This is a genomic window from Neorhizobium sp. JUb45 (assembly GCF_004343585.1).
In the GTDB taxonomy this organism is placed as follows: Bacteria; Pseudomonadota; Alphaproteobacteria; order Rhizobiales; family Rhizobiaceae; genus Neorhizobium.
The window spans coordinates 405578-425844 of the sequence record NZ_SLYW01000004.1; the positions used below are offsets into that span (position 1 = coordinate 405578).

Annotated in this window: 22 protein-coding genes, 1 tRNA gene and 1 riboswitch; of the genes, 10 read left to right on the top strand and 13 right to left on the bottom strand. The window is 60.6% G+C overall.

The annotated features are described in order from the left end of the window. Positions 1 to 45 precede the first annotated feature (45 nt). Positions 46 to 1242: an O-succinylhomoserine sulfhydrylase gene (locus EDF70_RS18780; protein WP_132276652.1), complete on the bottom strand. Its 1197-nt coding sequence runs from the start codon at positions 1240 to 1242 to the stop codon at positions 46 to 48. A gap of 46 nt (positions 1243 to 1288) precedes the next feature. Then, positions 1289 to 1367: riboswitch (SAM riboswitch) on the bottom strand. Between the two features lie 78 nt (positions 1368 to 1445). On the opposite strand from EDF70_RS18780, the gene EDF70_RS18785 reads away from it, so the two are divergent. Together EDF70_RS18785 and EDF70_RS18790 are read left to right on the top strand one after the other, a co-directional pair. Beyond that, positions 1446 to 2537 (top strand): 2'-deoxycytidine 5'-triphosphate deaminase, encoded by a 1092-nt coding sequence (locus tag EDF70_RS18785; RefSeq protein WP_132276654.1) that lies wholly within the window; start codon positions 1446 to 1448, stop codon positions 2535 to 2537. A gap of 72 nt (positions 2538 to 2609) precedes the next feature. After that, positions 2610 to 2683, top strand: a tRNA-Gly gene (locus EDF70_RS18790). Positions 2684 to 2936: 253 nt separating this feature from the next. Here EDF70_RS18790 and EDF70_RS18795 read toward each other — a convergent pair. Both EDF70_RS18795 and EDF70_RS18800 read right to left on the bottom strand, forming a co-directional pair. Continuing rightward, positions 2937 to 3098, bottom strand: a complete 162-nt coding sequence (locus EDF70_RS18795) for a Thivi_2564 family membrane protein (RefSeq protein ID WP_132276656.1) — start codon at positions 3096 to 3098, stop codon at positions 2937 to 2939. Positions 3099 to 3217: 119 nt separating this feature from the next. Further along, positions 3218 to 5146, bottom strand: a complete 1929-nt coding sequence (locus tag EDF70_RS18800; protein WP_132276658.1) for a glycosyltransferase — start codon at positions 5144 to 5146, stop codon at positions 3218 to 3220. 128 nt (positions 5147 to 5274) lie between these two features. On the opposite strand from EDF70_RS18800, the gene EDF70_RS18805 reads away from it, so the two are divergent. Continuing rightward, complete coding sequence (locus EDF70_RS18805; RefSeq protein ID WP_132276853.1) at positions 5275 to 6099, top strand: transporter substrate-binding domain-containing protein; 825 nt, start codon at positions 5275 to 5277, stop codon at positions 6097 to 6099. 13 nt (positions 6100 to 6112) lie between these two features. Here the strand turns inward: EDF70_RS18805 and EDF70_RS18810 are convergent, their stop codons facing one another. From EDF70_RS18810 to EDF70_RS18820, 3 genes are all read right to left on the bottom strand, one after another. Then, complete coding sequence (locus EDF70_RS18810; protein ID WP_132276660.1) at positions 6113 to 6784, bottom strand: helix-turn-helix transcriptional regulator; 672 nt, start codon at positions 6782 to 6784, stop codon at positions 6113 to 6115. Positions 6785 to 7009: 225 nt separating this feature from the next. Continuing rightward, entirely contained in the window at positions 7010 to 7666 is a 657-nt protein-coding gene (locus tag EDF70_RS18815; protein ID WP_132276662.1) for a response regulator transcription factor, read from the bottom strand. A gap of 137 nt (positions 7667 to 7803) precedes the next feature. Further along, positions 7804 to 8232: a hypothetical protein gene (locus tag EDF70_RS18820; RefSeq protein ID WP_165932064.1), complete on the bottom strand. Its 429-nt coding sequence runs from the start codon at positions 8230 to 8232 to the stop codon at positions 7804 to 7806. 113 nt (positions 8233 to 8345) lie between these two features. On the opposite strand from EDF70_RS18820, the gene EDF70_RS18825 reads away from it, so the two are divergent. Both EDF70_RS18825 and EDF70_RS18830 read left to right on the top strand, forming a co-directional pair. Beyond that, positions 8346 to 8687: a DUF952 domain-containing protein gene (locus tag EDF70_RS18825; RefSeq protein WP_348639726.1), complete on the top strand. Its 342-nt coding sequence runs from the start codon at positions 8346 to 8348 to the stop codon at positions 8685 to 8687. 4 nt (positions 8688 to 8691) lie between these two features. Next, the gene (locus EDF70_RS18830) at positions 8692 to 9780 is read left to right on the top strand and encodes a quinone-dependent dihydroorotate dehydrogenase (RefSeq protein WP_132276666.1); all 1089 of its coding nucleotides are present in this window, start codon (positions 8692 to 8694) and stop codon (positions 9778 to 9780) included. On the opposite strand, the gene EDF70_RS18835 is transcribed toward EDF70_RS18830, so the two are convergent. From EDF70_RS18835 to EDF70_RS18845, 3 genes are read right to left on the bottom strand one after another with little or no spacing between them, the layout of a single operon-like run. Further along, a complete protein-coding gene (locus EDF70_RS18835; protein WP_132276668.1) occupies positions 9756 to 11126 on the bottom strand; it encodes an MATE family efflux transporter in 1371 nt (456 codons plus the stop codon). The genes EDF70_RS18830 and EDF70_RS18835 overlap by 25 nt on opposite strands. Before the next feature lie 31 nt (positions 11127 to 11157). Continuing rightward, positions 11158 to 11643, bottom strand: a complete 486-nt coding sequence (locus tag EDF70_RS18840; protein WP_132276670.1) for a CAP domain-containing protein — start codon at positions 11641 to 11643, stop codon at positions 11158 to 11160. Position 11644: 1 nt separating this feature from the next. Then, complete coding sequence (locus tag EDF70_RS18845) at positions 11645 to 11911, bottom strand: DUF6460 domain-containing protein (protein WP_132276672.1); 267 nt, start codon at positions 11909 to 11911, stop codon at positions 11645 to 11647. Positions 11912 to 12062: 151 nt separating this feature from the next. On the opposite strand from EDF70_RS18845, the gene EDF70_RS18850 reads away from it, so the two are divergent. The 5 genes from EDF70_RS18850 (at position 12063) to pdeM (ending at position 17940) form a co-directional block, all read left to right on the top strand. Continuing rightward, on the top strand, positions 12063 to 12992 hold the full coding sequence (locus EDF70_RS18850; protein ID WP_132276673.1) for a methyltransferase: 930 nt from the start codon (positions 12063 to 12065) through the stop codon (positions 12990 to 12992). A 104-nt stretch (positions 12993 to 13096) separates the two neighbouring features. After that, entirely contained in the window at positions 13097 to 13747 is a 651-nt protein-coding gene (locus EDF70_RS18855; protein ID WP_245519231.1) for a YitT family protein, read from the top strand. Between the two features lie 2 nt (positions 13748 to 13749). Next, a complete protein-coding gene (locus EDF70_RS18860; protein ID WP_132276675.1) occupies positions 13750 to 14394 on the top strand; it encodes a YitT family protein in 645 nt (214 codons plus the stop codon). Between the two features lie 50 nt (positions 14395 to 14444). Next, the gene (locus EDF70_RS18865; protein WP_245519246.1) at positions 14445 to 16958 is read left to right on the top strand and encodes a ligase-associated DNA damage response DEXH box helicase; all 2514 of its coding nucleotides are present in this window, start codon (positions 14445 to 14447) and stop codon (positions 16956 to 16958) included. A 244-nt stretch (positions 16959 to 17202) separates the two neighbouring features. Further along, positions 17203 to 17940: a ligase-associated DNA damage response endonuclease PdeM gene (pdeM, locus tag EDF70_RS18870; RefSeq protein ID WP_132276859.1), complete on the top strand. Its 738-nt coding sequence runs from the start codon at positions 17203 to 17205 to the stop codon at positions 17938 to 17940. On the opposite strand, the gene EDF70_RS18875 is transcribed toward pdeM, so the two are convergent. From EDF70_RS18875 to EDF70_RS18890, 4 genes are all read right to left on the bottom strand, one after another. Next, positions 17930 to 18211 (bottom strand): hypothetical protein, encoded by a 282-nt coding sequence (locus EDF70_RS18875; RefSeq protein ID WP_132276679.1) that lies wholly within the window; start codon positions 18209 to 18211, stop codon positions 17930 to 17932. The genes pdeM and EDF70_RS18875 overlap by 11 nt on opposite strands. Positions 18212 to 18251: 40 nt before the next feature. After that, positions 18252 to 18689: a universal stress protein gene (locus EDF70_RS18880; protein WP_132276681.1), complete on the bottom strand. Its 438-nt coding sequence runs from the start codon at positions 18687 to 18689 to the stop codon at positions 18252 to 18254. A gap of 109 nt (positions 18690 to 18798) precedes the next feature. Continuing rightward, on the bottom strand, positions 18799 to 19518 hold the full coding sequence (locus EDF70_RS18885) for an anti-sigma factor (protein ID WP_132276683.1): 720 nt from the start codon (positions 19516 to 19518) through the stop codon (positions 18799 to 18801). Continuing rightward, positions 19515 to 20069 (bottom strand): sigma-70 family RNA polymerase sigma factor, encoded by a 555-nt coding sequence (locus EDF70_RS18890; protein WP_245519247.1) that lies wholly within the window; start codon positions 20067 to 20069, stop codon positions 19515 to 19517. The genes EDF70_RS18885 and EDF70_RS18890 overlap by 4 nt, the downstream gene beginning before the upstream one ends. Positions 20070 to 20267 lie beyond the last annotated feature (198 nt).

A 20267-nucleotide genomic window follows, 5' to 3' on the forward strand; every position in this document is an offset into this window, starting at 1 on the left:
ATAACTACCATGGTAAATGGCAGTCTATCCCTTAAAATATGATATTTACGCGGAAATTCCCGCCAGGGCCTGCGCGAAATCTTCGAGCAGGTCGTTGGCATCCTCGATGCCGGCCGAGAACCGTACCGTGCCCGGCGAAATGCCGAGTTCGGCGCGCGCCTCGTCCGTCAGGTTCTTGTGCGTCGTCGTTGCCGGGTGGGTGATGATCGAGCGGGTATCGCCGAGATTGTTGGAAATCGTCACCACGTCCAGCGCGTTCTGCAGCTTGAAGGCCGCTTCCTTGCCGCCCTTCAGCTCGAAGCACACCAGCGTCGAGCCGCCGGTCATCTGCTTGGCGATGATATCGGCCTGCGGATGGTCCTTGCGGCCCGGATAGATGACCTTGGCGACCTTGTCGCTGTCCGCCAGAAAATCGGCGATACGGCCGGCATTTTCCGTCTGCGCCTTGACGCGGATCGGCAGTGTCTCGAGACCCTTGATCAGCGTCCAGGCGGTGAACGGCGACATGGCCGGACCGGTGTGACGATAATAATCCTGCAGATGCTCGGTCACCCATTCGCGGTCAGACAGGATGACGCCGGCAAGGCTGCGGCCCTGACCGTCGATATGCTTGGTGGCGGAATAGACGACCACATGCGCGCCGAGTTCCAGCGGCTTCTGGAAAAGCGGCGTCGCGAACACGTTGTCGACGACGACGCGGGCATTGACCTGGTTGGCAAGCTTGGCCACGCCGGCGATGTCGATGATCTCCAGCGTCGGGTTGGTCGGGCTTTCGAGGAAGAACACCTTGGTGTTCGGCTGGATGGCCTTTTCCCAGTTGGCAAGGTCACGGCCGTCGATCAGCGTGCATTCGATGCCGTAGCGCGGTGCCAGCGTCTCCACCACCCAGCGGCACGAACCGAACAGGGCGCGGGCGGCAACGATATGATCGCCGGCTTTCAGCTGGCAAAGCAGTGCTGCGGTGATGGCGGCCATGCCGGATGCCGTTGCGCGGGCTTCCTCGGCGCCTTCCAGTGCGCACATGCGCTTTTCAAACATGTCGTTGGTGGGGCTGCCGTAACGGGCATAGATGAAGCCGTCATCTTCACCCTTGAAGCGCGCTTCGGCGGCTTCTGAACTGTCGTAGGTGAAGCCCTGTGTCAGATAGATCGCTTCGGACATCTCGCCATATTGCGAGCGCAGCGTTCCGCCATGCACGAGTGTCGTTGCAGGGCGCCAATTCTTGTTCGGAGTTTTGCTCATGTACTGACCACCTTCGTGATACAAAAAAACCGGCCGCAAAAGCAGACCGGTTTTCAACCCGGTCTTTTTAGCCACTTGTTTAACGTGGCTGCAAGCCGACCGGCCAAATCACCACGGGATAAAACTGGCATAATCCCGCTGTGCGCTTGCGTCAATGGTCGTGATTTGGTTTTGTCCGCCATTCGACACAGGGACTTTTTGAGATGATCAGGACGACAGGAATTCTGGCCGACCGCGCGATTGCGGCGCTGTTCGAGACGGGGCGTCTTTCCTCCGAGCGGCCGCTTGACGATGATCAGATTCAGCCGGCCAGCCTGGACCTGCGTCTTGGCACCAAGGCTTTTCGCGTTCGCGCCTCCTTCATGCCGGGGCCAAACAGCCTCGTCTCCGACAAGCTCGACCGGCTGAAGCTGCATGTCGTTGATCTGTCCGAGGGGGCGGTGCTGGAAACCGGCTGTGTCTATATCGTGCCGCTGATGGAAAGCCTCGATCTTCCCGCCGATATGTCGGCCTCGGCCAACCCCAAAAGCTCGACCGGCCGCCTCGACATTTTCACCCGTGTCATCACCAATTATGCGCAGGAATTCGACAAGATCCCGGCCGGTTATTCCGGCCCGCTCTATCTCGAAATCTCGCCGCGCACCTTTCCGATCGTCGTGCGCCAGGGCTCGCGGCTGTCGCAGATCCGCTTCCGCATCGGCAATGCGCTGCTGGGTGAGCCGGAACTGGCAAAGCTGCATGAAGCCGAAACTCTGGTCGCCTCCGACCTGCCCAACGTCTCGGGCGGCGGTATCGCGCTGTCGATCGACCTTGCCGGCGACAAGGACGGCCTGATCGGTTACCGCGGCAAACACCACACCGCGGTCGTCGATGTCGACAAGAAAGCCCAGCACGACCTGTTCGATTTCTGGGAGCCGATCTACAGCCGCGGCCGTAACGAACTGATCCTCGATCCGGATGAATTCTACATTCTGGTGTCGCGTGAAGCCGTGCACGTTCCGCCGCTTTATGCTGCCGAGATGACACCGTTCGACCCGCTGGTCGGCGAATTCCGCGTGCATTATGCCGGTTTCTTCGATCCCGGTTTCGGCCATGAGGCGGCGGGCGGACGCGGCAGCCGCGCGGTTCTGGAAGTGCGCAGCCACGAAGTGCCGTTCATTCTCGAAGACGGCCAGATCGTCGGCCGCCTTGTTTATGAACACATGCTGGAAGCGCCGGAAGGCCTTTACGGCTCGGGCCTCGGATCGAATTATCAGGCGCAGGGGCTAAAGCTGTCGAAGCATTTTCGCAGCTGATTGTCGCAGCCGTCAGGCTGTGATCACGCTTGACAGCGCAGGTCTTCTGTTGGAAGGCTTTGAGCCAAGGTTGCGGGTGTAGCTCAATGGTAGAGCAGCAGCTTCCCAAGCTGAATACGAGGGTTCGATTCCCTTCACCCGCTCCACTTTTATTTGAAACTTATTATAAACACATTCGCTATATAGACATCTGTCATCGGCATTGCTGATGAGCGCTGAAATGAATTCGCCGCTCGCAATCGCCGCGTCGCTTTAAGACTTTTGACCACGGATGTACTGGCTGGGTTTGGTAAGCGATGATGAGGAAGGTCGGTGCGGTTTCGCCCCGGCCTTTTTTGTTGCCCGAAATTGCCCGCCCTTTTGATCAGGCGGGCCGGGGATTTGCCGCGCTTGCGCGGCTCAGAACACAGCCAGATAACGCAGCAGCGAGATGATGCCGATGATGATCACGATGATCTGTACGATCTGTCGCGCGCGGCCGTCGATCGGAAGGCGCTGGACCAGATAGAGCACGAGGAAGATGACGAGGAAGGTAATCAGAATACTGATGAGAACCGACATGAATTTTTCTCTCCATTTTAAAACCGCCTGTCCCAAGCGGCTGACGCAGGAGTTTTGAGTAGAAAGCCGGCCAACGACTGTTTTGCGTGGAGATGCAGGCAGGGTGTTGGGCAGGCTTCCTATTTCTTTGTCCCGATGGCCGCATCAACGGGGCGATGTGGCGTTTTGTTCCAGAAAAAAGGTTTTGTCCTCAATTCGTTGATCGCTTTCCAGGCCGCAGCCGATGTCAGCATCCAGTAGAGCGGCACTGCCGCCCAGCGCCAGCCCACAAGTCGCTTCTCGTGGTCGGTCATGACACGGAAGCCGAGAACCACGAACAGAAGATAACTTCCCAGAATATTGAGGAAGTCGATGAAGATCAGCGGATGGCTGAGCAGTGTCAGGGCCGAGGCGGGATCCTGCTGGATGGCATGGAGACTTGTCAGAACCAGAAGCAGGATCAGCGGGTGCAGAAGCGCCGACACCAGCATGCCGCCGATCATAAGCTGGAAGGCGAGGGCGCCGAACCAGCCCATCTCGGTAATATGGGCTCTGGGATGCCGCGTCGCCACCAGCCATGTCTGAACCCAGCCCTTGTACCAGCGCGTTCGTTGGCCAAACCATTCTCGCAGCGATATCGGCGCATCTTCCAGCGTCTGCCGGCGCAAGGTCGCGGCGCGATATCCGTGTCGGTAGAGCCGAACGCCAAGATCTGCGTCCTCCGTCACATTGAACGGATCCCAGCCACCGACTTCGAGCAATACCGATGTGCGAAAGTGGTTGGACGTGCCGCCGAGCGGCAATGGCAGGCGATAGTCGGACAGCATCGGTAAAAGGCCGCGAAACAATGCCGAATATTCGACCGCAAACAGCGCACTCAGAAAGGAATGGCTGGCATTGGTAATGACGAGTGGAGCCTGCAGACAGGCGATCTCGGCGGGGCTTTCGCGAAAGCGTTGAAATGCCTCGCGCAATTGTTGCGGGTGCGGCCGGTCCTCGGCATCGTATATGGCCAGAAACTCGCCGCGCGCCGCACAGAGCGTATATGTCAGGGCCTTCGGTTTGGTGCGCGGCTGGGAGGGCGGAACGGTGACGATTTCAAAATGCGGTTTGAGCGCAACAGCCTGCAAAGCCGCAATGGTGTCGATATCGTCGCCCTCGCAGACGAGTTTGATGTCGAGCAGTGAAGGTGGCCAGTCCAGTCTCTCAAGGCTGCGAACCAGCTGTGTCACGACGGCGGCTTCACGGTAAAGCGCCACCATGACCGTATAGACCGGCAGTTTTGCATCGGATGCCGCCGCGTTCGTCCTGCTGCGCCGTCTCGGCTGACGTTTGAGGTGGGACAGTGCGGCAATGCGCATTGTCAGCGAAGACAGGTAAAGCAGTGACAAAGTCAGATGCAGGGCGGGAAGCGTGGCCTGCGGCGCCAGCAACAGAGCCATGGCCAGAATGACGCTCGCGCCGCCGGCGGCAAAACCCTGGGCGCCGGAAAGAACGATACGGGCCGAGGAATAGGTGCGCTTTTCGAAAAGGTCGGTCACGGCGGATCGTGTCCGTCGTGAAGCGCCAGCCTCCCACACTGCCGCGCGGAGCTGTGACGGTGTGGTGATCACCAGCCCCTGACGCAGCGCCGGCAAGCGGTCGAGAAGGGCGGCGAGATCGGCAAGCCTTGCCGCTTCGGGAACGATCGCCACCTGTGGCGCTTTTTTCGCATGCTGCAGCCGTATCTGGTTCGGGCGCAGCAGTTGCACATCCAGCGTATGGCCGTCGACAATGTCGCAGGCATCTATCTCCGCGATGAAGGGCAGGCGCAGGAAGCGGGCCATGGCGGCAAAATAGGCATCTTCGCGGATAGAACCGTCGGCCAGCAGTTCCGCCTCTATGCTCGTGCCGTTTTTCTTCGCCAGCCCGGCAAATTTGCGGATCAGCGGTTTACCGATGCCAAGACCGGTAAGCGCCGCGATTTCGTCCAGTGTCGGATCGTCAGTCCGCGTGGCAGGTGCGGTATCGCCAACAATAATTTTACGGGCGCTCGGTGGCGCGCTATCAAAATATTCCCCGACACGCATGCTTCTGCTACACCCCACACAACAACAAGCCCCCGCATGTCTCGTTTCGGATCATACAGATGCACGCATTGGTTACATCCCCAAAAAGCCGGGGGCCGTTCAAAGGTCTGTTGTCGGGGCTCGCCGCCATGCTTGCCGTTGTGATCGGATCAGGATTTCCAGTCGCAGCACAGCAACCCGGCAATGCCGAGCTGCCGGTGATGTTCGACGCACGCGAGCGCCTGCCGCGGCCCGACCTTTCCAATGTGCTGCGCGTCCGGGCGCTTACGACGGTGGATTTTCCGCCCTTCAGTTTTCTCGATCAGACAGGCCGTCTGACCGGCTTTCACGTGGATTTCATTCGGGAAATCTGTGCTGAACTGAAAATCGAGGCAAAGTGCCAGATCCAGGCCGTGCCGTTTGCCGATCTTGAGCCGACGCTGGAAAAAGCGGGTGCCGAACTGGTTCTGGCGGGCGTGGCGGTGACGCCGGATCTGCGCCAGAAATTCTCCTTCTCACGCCCCTATCTGCTGTTGCCGGCGCGTTTTGCTGTCGGAAAGAAGATCGGACTGACGGGGCACGCATCGGTTGCGTTGTCGGGTCGTCCGGTCGGCGTCGTGGCCGGCACCGTACATGAGGCGATGTTGAAAGGGTTTTTCCCGAAAGTGCAGGCCCGCCCATTCGAAACGCCGGATGCGATGCTGGATGCGCTGAAACAGGGCAGCGTCGATGCGGTTTTTGCCGATGGCCTGCGATTGCCCTTCTGGGTGGCGAGCGAAGCATCGGGCGGCTGCTGCACGCTGTTTGATGGCCCTTACATGTCGCAACGTTATCTGGGCGAAGGCCTGTCGGCGATGTTCCGTCACAACGACACGGCACTGCCGGCTGCCTTCGATAGCGCCGTGGCAGCCCTGGCACGCAATGGCCGCCTGCAGGAAATCTATCTGCGCTATTTCCCGAACGGGCTTTATTGAAAAGCTGGAATTCTTACTGGCTCGCCCAGATGATGCGGGCGATCCATTCGATCTCGGTCATCTCGAATGTGCGGTTGGGATGGGCGGGATTGAGCGAGTTGAGCTCGATCGATTTGGCGCTCTGGCGCAACAGCACCTTGGCCATCACTTCACCGTCGCGGGTTTTCACAACCACGCGGTCGCCGCGCCGCACCTGCGCGCCGGGCTCGACGATCAGCCGGTCGCCGTCGCGGTAAAGCGGCAGCATGGAATCGCCCTGTATCTCCAGCGCATAAACGGCACCGCTTGTGGGAGCAGCCGGAAAATCCACCACATCCCAGCCCTGGCCGGCGGGAAATCCGCCATCGTCGAAAAAGCCGCCGGCGCCGGCCTGGGCGAATCCCAGCAGCGGAATGCCGGTCGATTGCGGCGGATAGGTCACCTCTGGCACTGCCACTGGAGCGTGGGCGGCCTGATCCGGACCGAGAAAGGCCAGAAACTGGTCGATGCTTGAGCCGGTCGCTTCCAACACCTTGGCGATCGATTCCGTCGAGGGCCAGCGCATGCGGCCATCCGGCCCCTGTCGTTTTGATTTGTTGAAGGATGTCGGGTCGAGGCCAGCCCGCCGGGCAAGGCCCGAAGGGGTCAGTTGGTGGCGTTCGGCCAGGGCGTCGAGCGCACTCCAGATCGTCTCGTGTGACAACATCGTTTTCAAATCCTGCCGTGCCAGGTCAGCGTTGCCGTCCGCCAAAAGGCTTTGGCAAGGCGATACGGCCTGTTTCGGGTTTCGCGCATCCGGCAGGCCCGGAAAAGCGCTAAATGCCTGGACCACGCAAGTACAGCCGGGCGGCTTTGAAACTAACCAAAGCCGGCGCCGGAGTAAAGATGGAGAGGAATAAAATCCTGTCGGTGTAATCGACAGACGCCGCGCTCATGCGACCATGGAAAGGTTTACCTGGCCGAGCTTGATCACCGCCTGTGTGCGGCTGTCGACATTGAGTTTTAACAGGATCGCCGAGACATGTGCCTTGATCGTCGCTTCGGACACACCGAGCGCATAGGCGATCTGCTTGTTCAAAAGCCCTTTGCCGAGCATGGAAAGCACCTTGCTCTGCTGTGGCGTCAGCGTTTTCATGCGCTCCATCAACTCGGTCATCGTCGGGTCGGCGGTGGAGCCGTTCTTCTGTTCGCTGCCCTGCATGCCGGTCCAGATGCCGCCATCGAGCACGGTATCGACTGCCCTGCGGATATCTTCCAGCCCGGCCGATTTGGAGATGAAGCCCGAGGCCCCGAGTTCGAGCGCGCGGTTGATCGTGGCGTGGTCGTCGCTGGCCGATACGACGATCACCGGCAAGCCGGGGAATTCGGAACGGATCGCCGTCAGCCCGGAAAAGCCGGAAACGCCCGGCATGTTGAGGTCGAGCAGCATCAGGTCGATCTCGGCATGGTCGCCGGCCGCCTTTCTGGCTGCCGCGAAGTCGCCGGCCTCGATAATGGTCTGCTGGTTGCCGATATCGTTTACCGCCTGCCGCAGCGCGCCGCGAAACAGAGGGTGGTCATCCGCAATGACAATGGTGAGTGTCTGCATGCCCACGCCGCCTCCCAACAGCATAGTCTGCCTCGTCTCCTCGCCATATTTCTAATACCGCCGGCCGTTCAGCACAAGGGCTTGTGGCCACAGACTTCACAACTGTCAGTTTCCATTCGTCTCAAACTTGAGACACATCAGGTGCGGTTCGGCACTGTCTGCTGCTGTTCTTCCTCGCGGAATTCCTGAACCAGGCCGAAGAAACGGCGCATGAACCGCTCCATGATCGACAATGTGGTTTCGATTTCCTGTTCGGAGGGAACGCCCGGTTTGGCTGCTGCCGTGCCGCCCTGCTTCTCCAGTGCGGTCACACGTTTTTCGAGAAGATCGAGTTCCTTCTCATAGGCCGCGCGCTCGTCCGCCGCCATCCGGCAGGTCAACTGTCCGCCTTCGTCGCGGCACAGCGTCAGCGCGCCGGTCTCTGTATCCAGCCGCACGAAACCGCTCTCGGTCTTTTCCAGGCTGAAGCGTTTCTGGCCGCCATCCTGCGCCAGCGTTGCAACGGGAGCAGAAACCACGGCCACCATGCCCGCGAGAGCGGCAACTGCTGTGCTACGTAAAAACATGTCTGTCTCCTGTTTTTCTAAAGGCCGTTTTCCCAAAGGATTGACCTTCGCCATGGACAAAGCGCCGCCTTTGCGGCAAAGCCTCGGCAAACAATCATAGCCGGGAACCAATGATGAGCGACGTTATCTACAAGATCGTGACGGAAGACCTGTGGCTTGATGCCAGAGGAAAGGGCGTTTTTGATGGCGCGTCGATCGATCTTGCCGATGGCTATATTCATCTGTCCACCGCAGGCCAGGCTCAAGGCACCGCCGACAAATATTTCGCCGGCCAGACGGGGCTGTTGCTGATCGCCGTCGATGTGGACCGGCTGGGCGACACGCTGCGCTGGGAACCCTCGCGCGGCGGCGAACTCTTCCCCCACCTCTATGCGCCTCTGACATTCGATGCCGTTTTGTGGGAAAAACCGTTGGTCATAGGCGCCGATGGCCGCCACCAGTTTCCGGAGATCTGAGACCATGATGAGCCTTCTGAAAAGCGTCACCCGCCGAGGTCTCTTCCTGCTCGATCCGGAAGCAGCGCATGGCATGTCCATCACCGCGCTGAAGACCGGCCTTGTGCCGTCCTGCGCAGCCCGACCCGATCCGCGCCTGCGCGTCAGCCTCGCCGGGCTCGATTTTCCCAATCCGGTCGGCCTTGCCGCCGGTTACGACAAGAATGCCGAAGTGCCGGAAGCGCTGCTGAGGCTCGGTTTCGGTCATGTCGAAGTCGGCACGCTCACCCCGAAGGCGCAGGCCGGCAATCCCAAGCCGCGGCTGTTCCGTCTGGTCGAGGACGAGGCCGTCATCAACCGTTTCGGTTTCAACAATGAAGGCCATGAAGCAGCTTTCGCGCGCCTGCAAAAAATCCGTCGTAATGGCATCATCGGCGTCAATATCGGTGCCAACAAGGACGCCACTGATCGCATCGCCGACTACGTCGCCGGCATCCGCCGCTTCAACTCGGTCGCCACCTATTTCACTGCTAACATTTCCTCACCCAACACACCCGGCCTGCGCGATCTGCAGGCGCGCGAAAGCCTGAACGCATTGCTGTCGGCTGTTATTGCTGCCCGCAATGAAGAAGCGCAAAAGTCCGGCCGCAAGGTTCCGGTTTTTTTGAAGATCGCGCCGGATCTCACCGAAGAGGGCATGGACGACATTGCCGCCGAAGTGCTGGCGCATCAGCTGGATGGCCTGATCGTCTCCAACACCACGCTGTCACGCGATGACCTGCTCGATCAGGCGCAGGCGGGCGAGGCCGGTGGCCTATCCGGCAAGCCGCTGTTCGCACGCTCCACGGCGGTTCTCGCAAAAATGCGCCAGAAGGTCGGCAAGGAACTGCCGATCATCGGTGTCGGCGGCGTGTCCTCGGCCGATACGGCGCTGGAAAAGATCAGGGCAGGGGCCGATCTGGTGCAGCTTTATTCCTGCATGGTTTATGAAGGTCCGGCTCTCGCCGGTCGCGTCGTCTCCGGCCTGTCAAAGCTTCTCGACCGTGAACAGGTTTCGTCCGTGCGTGACCTGCGCGACAGCCGCGTCGATCACTGGGCGGCAGCAAAACTCTGACGCGCCTTTGACGGCAGCATGGCGATAAGAAACAGGCCGCGCAGACCCAGAAACAGGTTGAGCGCGATCCAAAGGCCGTGATTGCCGAAGGCCGGCACCAGAAGGGCGACGGCCAGACAGAAACCGACGAGCGATGCCAGCATCATGTTGCGCATCGCCCGCGACCATGTGGCGCCGATGAACACGCCGTCGAGCTGGAAGGCGAGCGCGCCGGTCACGCCGGTCAGCGCCGCCCAGCCGAGATGGCGCATGGCTTCGCTACGCACCTCCGGCGAGGTGGTGAGAAGATCGATCATCGATGTGCCGAAAATCATGAAGAACAGCGCCAGCAGGCCGGCCATGGCAAAAGACCACAGCGCCGTCAGCTTCAGCGCGCGGTCGAAGGCCGGCCGGTACCGCGCGCCGACGGAACGCCCCGCCAATTGTTCGGCAGCACCTGCAAGCCCGTCGAGAAAAAACGAGCAGAGCATGAACACGTTCATGAGCACCGCATTGGCGGCCAGTGTCACCGCCCCAAAACTGGAGCCGACCCGCGTCATGATCGCATAGGCGCAGTTGAGCACCAGCGAGCGGATCAGAATATCGGCATTCAGCTGGAACAGCGCCTTCAGCCGGTCGCGATCGAGAATGTCGGTCCGGTTCGGCCGGCTGCCCGGCATTTTTATGAACTGCCGGAACACCAGAATGAGGCCCACAACGGCGCCGATCGTTTCCGCACAGGCCGTGCCCCATGCGACGCCATCGACGCCCCAGCCCAGATGCAGGCCGAGATAGGTCGACAGGATGATATTGCTGCCGTTGATGACGACCTGCAGAAACAGGCCGGTCGTGCCCTGTCCGCGCCCGAGCACATAGCCGAGAATGGCAAAGTTGATGAAGGTCATCGGGCTGCTGAGCACGCGGATGCCAAAATAGTGGCGGGTGACATCGGCAACCGCGGCATCGTCGGTCATCAGGCCGGGGGCGTAGGCTGATATCAGCGGCGTCGCCAGCAGCATCAGCAGGCCAAGGCCGATGGCGCTGATGAAGGCGCGCCAGAATACCGCCTGTTCCTCGCGCCTGTCGCCGCGGCCAAAGGCCTGCGCCGTCAATCCGGTGGTGGAGGTGCGGAAAAAGCTGAGGCTGCCGAAAATGAGGTCGAACAGGATTGCGCCGATCGCAAGACCGGCAAGGGCTGCCGGATCACCGAGCCGACCGACCACGCCGGTGGCGGTCAGGCCCAGAAGCGGCGTGGTGAGAAAGCCGAGCGTCATCGGCACGGCGATCGACAGCACGCCTTTATGCGTCACCTCGAAGGGCCGCACGGCCGCACCATCCTCAATATGATCGGCCGCCTGCTGCCCCATCGTATTTTGCGCCCCCGCGCCGCATTGCCGGTTAGCTGGAGAGGATCATCGACCAGTAGGGTCGTCCATCCGCGGCATATGCCACGGCCACACCGAGCCCGCTATAGGCGTCCAGCATGTTCTTCAGGTGTTTTGGGCTGTCGATCCATGCCTGAACTGCGCGTTCCACCTCGTTCTGGCCGCTGGCGATATTTTCCGCGGCGGGCAGCGGTACATCGCTGCCTTTCATGCGGTCGTAAAAACTGTCACCAAGCCCGATAAGATGCTGCATTTCCTTGGCTTTTGCCATGCGCACGGCTTGCACGGCTGCCGCCTTGCGGGCCGGATTGGCGCTGGAAAGGGCGGAAAGGCCGTTTTTCTTGCGAAGCTCGTTGACCAGCGGCAGTGCCGCCGCCGTCCGGTCGGTCGCCCCCGGCGTCGGCGAAAGAACACCGACGGTGGAACAGCCGGCCAGTACAAGGCCAACACCTGAAAGGGCGAGAAAGCCTCGGCGCGATGGTGTCATAAACTCCGTCATGTCAGCGCCGGAAACTCATCAGGCGCAGGATGATGAAGACCGGGATGACCACGATCGCACCGAGCAGCAGGTAATTGCCGACCGTGCCGAGCGCTTCGAAGCCGTTGTACCAGATATCGAGGAAATGATAGCGAATGCTGCCGACGATATTGTCGGGCGTATAGCCCAGCCATGCCAGAACGACGCCGACTATGAGGCAGACGACCACCAGCTTGACAAGCGTGCGGCCGGGAGAGTCACCGAGGAAACTGTTCACGGAAGAGGTCATCCTTGTTCATCTGCGGGGGTGCGAAAGACATAGTGGCCCCATTATCGCACTGCAAGCATGTTTGCATCATGTGTCTGCCTCCTCAGATAGAACTTGAGTTTTTTTATGACTTGCGCGAGATGGCGCAACTCCAGTGAAAGCCTTGCCGCCGATGAGCACGAACCAGTTTTCCTCCGGCGACGTGATTGCCGATCGTCGTGCCGATTACGCCCGCATGCTGGGTGAAAGCGAGGAGTTTGCCGCCGCTGCCGAACTGATGGAGCAGGCGCTGGAGCTTGCCCCCCAATGGGCCGCCGGCTGGTTTCGTCTCGGTGAATACCGCGAAAAAGCCGGCCTCGTTGAGCCGGCCGTCACCGCCTATCGCGAAACCCTGATGCTCGACCCGGAAGACGTGTTCGCCGCCACCCTGAAACTGGCGCTGCTGGGTGCGCAAGACGTGCCCGAGCAGCCACCGAGCCGGTATGTCGAAAGCCTGTTCGATGAGTATGCCGATCGTTTTGATACGGCGCTGGTGGAGAAGCTGGATTATTCGGTGCCCGGCAAGCTGGCGGCACTGGTACGCCCGCAGGCACCTTTTGCGACCACGGTCGATCTCGGCTGCGGTACCGGTCTTTTTGGCGCCGAAATCCGTGATGTGACGACCCGTCTCGAGGGGTTCGACATTTCCACCAACATGCTGGCCCGCGCCGAACGCAAGGAATTGTACGATCATCTCGGCCAGTCCGATCTGACGCTTCCGGCGGCACAGTCCGGCCTGTTCGAGTGGGAGGCAAGCCACCGCGCCGATCTCGTTTCCGCTGCCGATGTGCTGATGTATCTCGGCTCGCTGGAAACCGTCTTTCCACTGGTGACGGAGCTTCTCACATCCGATGGCCTGTTCGCCTTTTCGGTGGAGGATGCCGGAGAGGGCAACGGTTTCGTGCTGCGCGAGTCGATGCGCTATGCTCACGCCGAGGATTATATTCTCGGCCTTCTCGCCGCTCACGGCTTCGAACGGATCGCCAGCCAAAAAACCGTCATTCGCATGGATGGCGGCAATGCCATTCACGGCATTCTGTTTCTGTCGCGAAAGGCAGCCTGAGCGGCGCTTTCTTGCGTTTTGGCTGATGATGATCACGCCCTGTTGATGATGCTTGATGAAGCCGCTATCGCGGTGCACAATCACCAAAAAACAAGGGGACGATATTGGCCGAAGAACAGAGCGCGCAGAAGCGCCGGCTGGGCTTTTACAGCCTCGATCCGGCACGCCACACGAAGCTGGAAGATGCACAGGGTCTGTTCATCAGTTCCATGGTGGCAGCCCTCGGCCTTTATTTCCTCAGCCAGGCCGGGTTTCTGACCAGTGGCACGGCGGGCGTCGCCTTCCTGCTGCATTACGCTTTCGACATTCCGTTTGGCGTGTTGTTCTTCGTCGTCAACCTGCCCTTCTATTATCTCTCCTTCAAACGTCTGGGCGTCGGCTTTTCCTTCAAGACCTTCATTTCCATCCTGATGGTCTCCTTCATCACCGAACTTGAGCGCAAATTCATCGTCATCCAGCATCTCGATCCGTTCTGGGCAGCCCTTCTCGGCGGCATTCTGATCGGCTTCGGACTTCTGGGGCTTTATCGCCATCGCGCCTCGCTCGGCGGCATCGGCATTCTGGCCATCTATATTCAGGATCGTTTCAAGATCCCCGCCGGCCTCGTGCAGCTTGCTTTCGACCTCTGCGTCATGGCCGCCGCCTTTTTCGTGGTCAGCCCGATGACGGTGCTGTGGTCGCTGCTGAGCGCGGTTATCCTCAACCTGCTGCTCACCATCAACCACCGTTCTGATCGATACATCGCGGTGCGCTGACCATGGCAAACATATCAGACAAGAAGGGCCCGATCGGTTTTTGGGCATCCAGTTCCGAAAAACACTCGATCATCGAGGATGTGCAGGCCATCGTCGCCGGTTCCATGCTGGCGGCGCTCGGCGTCACCATGCTGCAGGCGGCACATCTGATGATCGGCGGCACGGCCGGTCTAGGTTTTCTGCTGCGTTATTCGGTCGATATCAGCTTCGGCGCCGCCTTTTTCGTCCTGAACCTGCCATTCTACTGGCTGGCCTATAAACGCCTCGGCCTCGTCTTCACCATCAAGACGTTTTCCGCAGTCGCGCTTACCTCTCTTCTGTCCGGCCTGCTGCCGAAACTGATCGGCTTTTCCGACATCGAACCCATCACCGCCGCTTTGTTCGGCGGCTTGCTGATCGGCTGCGGCATGCTGGTCCTGTTCCGCCACCGCGCCTCGCTGGGCGGTTTCGGCATTCTGGCGCTTTACCTGCAGGACCGTTTCGGCTGGCGCGCCGGTTTTGTTCAGCTCGGGCTGGATTGTGTCGTGCTGATCCTGTCCTTCTTCGTCGCCAGCCCGTTTGTCATTGCCTGCTCGGTTCTGGCCGCATTGGCCCTCAACCTGACGCTCGCCATCAATCACCGCACGGATCGTTATATCGTCCGGTAACTGCTCTTCATTTCCGCAAGTGAAAGCTTATCTTTCATGTCGTGGATCGCATCGAAGCAAAATCTCCCGGCAATCAGGCCGTCGCACTGCCCCGGCCATTCGTAAAATGGTTTTCGGAAAAGGGCTGGCAGCCGCGCGCCCATCAGCTCGAACTTCTGAGCCGCGCTCAAGCCGGCGAAAACATGCTGCTGATCGCGCCGACGGGTGCGGGCAAGACGCTGGCCGGTTTCCTGCCGTCGCTGACCGATCTCGTGGCGCGCGGAAAAATCCCGCCCGGCTCGGCCTTTACCGGCATCCACACGCTCTACATCTCGCCGTTAAAGGCACTGACGGTCGATATCGAGCGCAACCTGCTGAAGCCGGTCACCGAGATGGAGCTGGCGGTGACGGTGGAAAACCGCACCGGCGATACGCCGCAATCCAAACGCCAGCGCCAGAAACTCAATCCGCCGGATATCCTGCTGACCACGCCGGAACAGGTGGCGCTGCTGCTCGCCAACAAGGAAGCGACACGCTTTTTCAAAGACCTCAAATACGTCGTCCTCGACGAACTGCATTCGCTGGTCACCTCCAAACGCGGGCATCTCCTTTCGCTCGGTCTGGCGCGCCTTCGAAAACATGCGCCAGACATGCAGACGATTGGACTGTCCGCGACAGTCGCCGATCCGATGGACCTGCAGCGCTGGCTCGTTCCCCAAGGGGAAAACCCGTCACCGCCCGCCGGTCTCGTTCATGTGACGGGTGGGGCCGCCCCCGACATCTCCATTCTGGGCACCGATAGCCGCATTCCCTGGTCCGGCCACGTCTCCACCTATGCCATCCCGGAGGTCTATGAGGCGATCAGGCGCCACAAGACCACGCTGATCTTCGTCAACACCCGCTTTCAGGCCGAACTGCTGTTCCAGACTTTGTGGACCATCAACGAGGACAATCTGCCCATCGCCCTACATCACGGTTCGCTCGATGCCAGCCAACGCCGCAAGGTGGAGGCGGCCATGGCCGAAAACAGGCTGCGGGCCGTCGTCGCCACCTCGACGCTCGACATGGGCATCGATTGGGGTGACATCGATCTCGTCGTGCATGTCGGTGCACCCAAGGGGGCATCCCGCCTTGCCCAGCGTATCGGCCGCGCCAACCACCGCATGGACGAGCCGTCGAAAGCCATCCTCGTGCCCGCCAACCGGTTCGAAGTTATGGAATGCCAGGCAGCGCTGGATGCCAATTATATTGGCGCGCAGGACACGCCGCCGGTGGGCGAGGGCGCACTGGATGTGCTGGCCCAGCATGTGCTCGGCATGGCCTGCGCCGAACCGTTCGATCCCGTCGCCCTTTACGACGAGATCACCTCTGCCTCGCCCTATGCCGGCCTGACATGGGAAATGTTCGAGCGCATCGTCGATTTTGTCGCCACCGGCGGTTATGCGTTGCGCAGCTATGAGCGGTATGCCAAGATTCGAAAGATGGAGGATGGCCGCTGGCGCGTCTCCAATCCGCAGATCGCCCAGCAATACCGCATGAATTTGGGCACGATCGTCGAGGCCGCCGAACTCAATGTTCGCCTCGTCAAACGCAACGCCAAGGGAACCTTGGGCAGGGGCGGCATGACGCTTGGCAAGGTAGAAGAGTATTTTCTCGAACAGCTGGTGCAGGGCGACACCTTTCTGTTCGCCGGCAAAGTGCTGCGGTTCGAAGGCATCCGTGAAAACCAGTGTCTCGTCTCGAATGCCTTTTCGCTCGATCCAAAGATCCCGGCCTATGCCGGCGGCAGATTTCCGCTCACCACCTATCTGGCCGATCAGGTGCGCGCCATGCTGGCCGATTCCGATCGCCGGGTGAACCTGCCGGATCAGGTCCGCGACTGGCTGAGTATCCAGCTCGAACGTTCGATGTTGCCGAAACAGGACGAACTCCTGATCGAAACCTTTCCGCGCGGAAAACGCTTTTTCATGATCGCCTACTGTTTCGAGGGGCGCTTGGCGCATCAGACGCTCGGCATGCTGCTCACTCGCCGTCTGGAGCGCGCCGGCGCCCGCCCGCTCGGCTTCGTCGCCACCGATTATTCGCTGGCCATCTGGGGCCTCAACGATATCGGCGCAATGATCGGCGACGGTGCCTTGAGCCTGTCGGACCTGTTCGACGAGGACATGCTGGGCGACGATCTCGAATCCTGGCTGGATGAAAGCTACATGCTGAAACGCACGTTTCGCAATTGTGCGGTCATTTCCGGCTTGATCGAGCGCCGCCATCCCGGCAAGGAAAAGACCGGAAGGCAGGTCACGGTGTCGACCGACCTGATCTACGACGTGCTGCGTTCCCACGAGCCGGATCACGTGCTGCTGGAGGCAACCCGGCGCGATGCGGCGACGGGACTTTTGGATATCGGCCGTTTGGGCGATATGCTGGCACGAATCAAGGGGCACATCACCCACCGTGACCTCGATCGCGTGTCGCCCTTGGCGGTGCCGATCATGCTGGAGATCGGCAAGGAAAGTGTTCCGGGTGAAGCGCAGGATGCGGTGTTGGCCGAGGCTGCGGAGGAGCTGATTGCGGAGGCGATGTCTTGAGGGCTTGTGCCTGGGTCCTCGGGTCAAGCCCGAGGATGACCAAGGAGAGGTGATACCAAGACGACAGATAGTGACCAAACGCCAAGGTGCCACATCGACGCGTTCTGGCAAACCGCAGCAGTTCTTTGGGTTCACTGCTTCCCTCTCCGTCGTCATCCTCGGGCTTGACCCGCGGACCCAACCCCAAGCAAACCAACGCACAAAGAAGAACCGCCGACCGAAACAGAAAGACGAACCGACCTTGATGCACCGACTGGGCATATCCGCCCGCACCACGATCACCACAGCCCCCGCCACCGAGGACATCCTCATCCACGGTGTCGCCGCCGTCTGCGATCCGCTCGGCGGTCTCTACCTGCCGGAAACCGGCATGCTCGTGGTTTCCGACCTGCATCTGGAAAAGGGCGCCGCCTTTGCCCGCCGCGGCATGATGCTGCCGCCCTATGATACGATCGCCACGCTCAATATCCTCGCCGCCGTCATCGCCCGCTATGATCCAAAGATCGTCGTCTCGCTCGGCGACAATTTTCACGATCGCCGCGGCTCCGAGTTTTTGCCCGCCGACCTGCGGGGCATGATCGCCGAGATGGCGCGCGGTCGCGACTGGATCTGGATCAACGGCAACCACGATCCCGACGGCACCACCGACCTCCCGGGCATCAGTACCGACGAACTCGTCTATGGCGGTCTCGTTTTCCGCCACGAACCAAGCCTGATTTCCGGCCCAGGGGGAATAAAGGGCGAGGTGGCCGGCCATCTGCATCCGTCAGCCACCGTGCGCCGCCGCGAAAAATACGTGCGCCGTCCCTGTTTCGCCACCGATGGCCACCGCCTGCTGATGCCGGCTTTCGGCGTGCTGGCCGGCGGACTGGACCTCAATCACAAGGCCATGCAGGGCATTTTTGACCGGAAAACGCTGGTCGCGCACCTGCTCGGCCGCGATCGCATCTATTCGGTGCGTTATGGCAATCTCATGGGGTGAGAGCTATGGCTCTCAATTCAAGCACCGTCTGTGTGGCGCGTTCCTCTGCGTCCGGCAATTCGCCAAGCGCCATATGTTCGCTTTCAATATCCATCAATATGGCGACCACATCCTGAATCTGGCTGCCTGCCTGCAGCATAGCGAACGCCTCGATAAGGTAGCTGTCATATTCATCTATGGCCTCATCCGGTGGACCGTCCGGCCCGTTAAGGCCGATCGGATCCCAGAGGCGCCAGCCGATGTCGCGAAGTGTTTGCAGGTTATCAGTCATGATGGATTTTTGCTGAACACGCCTCTTCAATCAAGTGCCGTCACCGATAAACCAGCACCGGCGTTTTCGTCAGCGCCAACACTTTCAGCGTCACGCTCCCCAGCATGAAGGCCGAAATGCCCGAACGCCCGCGCGAGCCGATGGCGATCAGGTCGCATTCGTGCTTGGCCGACACATCGACGATCACCTGTGCCGGGTTGGTGCTGGTGATCTTCTCCAGATCGACATCCACACCACGCTTTTCCGCAGCGGCCTTCGCATCGGCCAGAATGCCCTTGGCGGCCTCTTCCACCTGCCGGTCATATTCGGCATAGGCGATTTCCAGCCCCGACGGATTGAGCGTGATCGCCTGCAGCGGCTCCACGACGACCAGAACGGTCGCCTTGGCGCTCATCTCCACGGCAAGGTCGAGCGCCTTTTCCAGCGCTTCGGTTGCCAGCTCCGAACCGTCTGTGGGGATAAGGATGTGTTTGTACATGGCGTGTCTCTCCTGTCGTTTTTCGACAGAAGCATGGGCGCATGCGGTGGCGCTGCCTTGACCTGCGTCAAGTGCGCAGCGGTGGTTTCACCACGTTGACCCTGCTGCCTCAGCGCGCCAGCTTGGCAAAGCCCTTGGCAAGGATCGGCCCGGTCGGCCGCCCGGTGGGGGAGCCGCCGGCCTGTTCCAGCGTGATCTCGTAGAGCTGGGTATCCTGCGGTCGCGGCAGGGCCGAACCGCTCAAGGTTGCCGAATGCGCATCCTGCAGAAGCCCAAGCGACATCGGTCCCATTTCGCGTGACGGCAAGGTCCATACCTGCATGGTCTTGTCCGCCGGCACGGCAAAATCGGTCAGCAGTTTCACACTGGCCGTGTCATTGCCAAAGTCCTCGACCACGGCCTGCACCTCGCCCGCCTCGTTCAGCAGTACCGCCACCACCAGCGGATCGGCCGTGCGGGTCACGCTCCAGATCAGCCCGCCCGCCAGCATCAGCGAGGCAGCCATCGCCGAGATCGCGGCGGCCCGCCAGCCGGAGCGGGCATTGTCATTGCCGGCGGCAGGTCGCGGTGGCGAAGCCGAGGGGATGGAGGAGGGCGCTTGCGCATCCGCCAGCCGCGTCTCGATGGCGTTCCACAAGGAAGGCGTCACGCGCGCCGGCTCGATGCCGGTATCGAGCGGCAGAAAACGCTCGCGCGCCTGCGCCACGGCATCCGCCAAGGCTGTGTCATGTTCAAGCTGCGCGTCCAGCCTGGTGGCATCCGCTTCGTCGAGCAGACCCAGCACGTATTCGTCGGCATAAGTTGCAAAATCTTTTGGTGCGACCGTCATGCCATGCACTCCCGCAGCGACAGAAGCCCGCGCCGTATCCAGGATTTTGCCGTGCCGAGCGGAAGTTTCAGCCGTCCGGCAATCTCGCCATGGGTATAACCGCCGACATAGGCCATCAGAATGCCGCGCCGCCGCATCTCTTCCAGCGCGCCCAGGCATTCTTTGAGGCGGCTGTCACGATCCAGCCTGTGCCAGGCCGACATGATCTCATCCATCTGTTCGGCATCCTGCAGCGTTTCCAGTCGCTCGTCGGAAACGAGATCCTCGCGTCGGCCGTCGCGCAGCATGTTGAGTGCCCGGTTGCGCACCACGGCATAGATCCAGCCGCGCGCCGAACCGCGTCCCGGTGCAAACTGATGGGCATGCGTCCAGATGCGGATAAACGCCTCCTGCACCACCTCTTCCGCCAGTTCGCGCCGTCGAAGAATCCGCTGCGCCACCGCCACCAGCCTCCCGCCTTCGAGATCGAAGATCAGCCGCAAGCCGTTGCGATCACCCCTGGCACAGGCCAGAAGCGCCGTTTCGAGATCCGTCGATTGGTCTGTTGCCAAGGCCAAGCCGCTCTCTCCCCATGAGCTTTCGCGTGTTCGCGAATATTCCGTCTCTGCTGTTGCCACGGCTGACATGGGCGCGTCCAGTCATCAAGGTTTCACACAGCCGTTATGTGGCCGCATATGGAAGACACCCGACGACAGGAAATGGATGCGGGGCAAAATATATTTTTAGACCCTGCATCCAGACGCACTCTC

Bases quoted from the DNA above. Each gene is read 5' to 3' on its own strand.
- EDF70_RS18780 (WP_132276652.1), bottom strand. From the start codon at position 1,242: ATGAGCAAAACTCCGAACAAGAATTGGCGCCCTGCAACGACACTCGTG.
- EDF70_RS18785 (WP_132276654.1), top strand. From the start codon at position 1,446: ATGATCAGGACGACAGGAATTCTGGCCGACCGCGCGATTGCGGCGCTG.
- EDF70_RS18795 (WP_132276656.1), bottom strand. From the start codon at position 3,098: ATGTCGGTTCTCATCAGTATTCTGATTACCTTCCTCGTCATCTTCCTC.
- EDF70_RS18800 (WP_132276658.1), bottom strand. From the start codon at position 5,146: ATGCGTGTCGGGGAATATTTTGATAGCGCGCCACCGAGCGCCCGTAAA.
- EDF70_RS18805 (WP_132276853.1), top strand. From the start codon at position 5,275: ATGCTTGCCGTTGTGATCGGATCAGGATTTCCAGTCGCAGCACAGCAA.
- EDF70_RS18810 (WP_132276660.1), bottom strand. From the start codon at position 6,784: ATGTTGTCACACGAGACGATCTGGAGTGCGCTCGACGCCCTGGCCGAA.
- EDF70_RS18815 (WP_132276662.1), bottom strand. From the start codon at position 7,666: ATGCAGACACTCACCATTGTCATTGCGGATGACCACCCTCTGTTTCGC.
- EDF70_RS18820 (WP_165932064.1), bottom strand. From the start codon at position 8,232: ATGTTTTTACGTAGCACAGCAGTTGCCGCTCTCGCGGGCATGGTGGCC.
- EDF70_RS18825 (WP_348639726.1), top strand. From the start codon at position 8,346: ATGAGCGACGTTATCTACAAGATCGTGACGGAAGACCTGTGGCTTGAT.
- EDF70_RS18830 (WP_132276666.1), top strand. From the start codon at position 8,692: ATGATGAGCCTTCTGAAAAGCGTCACCCGCCGAGGTCTCTTCCTGCTC.
- EDF70_RS18835 (WP_132276668.1), bottom strand. From the start codon at position 11,126: ATGGGGCAGCAGGCGGCCGATCATATTGAGGATGGTGCGGCCGTGCGG.
- EDF70_RS18840 (WP_132276670.1), bottom strand. From the start codon at position 11,643: ATGACGGAGTTTATGACACCATCGCGCCGAGGCTTTCTCGCCCTTTCA.
- EDF70_RS18845 (WP_132276672.1), bottom strand. From the start codon at position 11,911: ATGACCTCTTCCGTGAACAGTTTCCTCGGTGACTCTCCCGGCCGCACG.
- EDF70_RS18850 (WP_132276673.1), top strand. From the start codon at position 12,063: ATGAGCACGAACCAGTTTTCCTCCGGCGACGTGATTGCCGATCGTCGT.
- EDF70_RS18860 (WP_132276675.1), top strand. From the start codon at position 13,750: ATGGCAAACATATCAGACAAGAAGGGCCCGATCGGTTTTTGGGCATCC.
- pdeM (WP_132276859.1), top strand. From the start codon at position 17,203: ATGCACCGACTGGGCATATCCGCCCGCACCACGATCACCACAGCCCCC.
- EDF70_RS18875 (WP_132276679.1), bottom strand. From the start codon at position 18,211: ATGACTGATAACCTGCAAACACTTCGCGACATCGGCTGGCGCCTCTGG.
- EDF70_RS18880 (WP_132276681.1), bottom strand. From the start codon at position 18,689: ATGTACAAACACATCCTTATCCCCACAGACGGTTCGGAGCTGGCAACC.
- EDF70_RS18885 (WP_132276683.1), bottom strand. From the start codon at position 19,518: ATGACGGTCGCACCAAAAGATTTTGCAACTTATGCCGACGAATACGTG.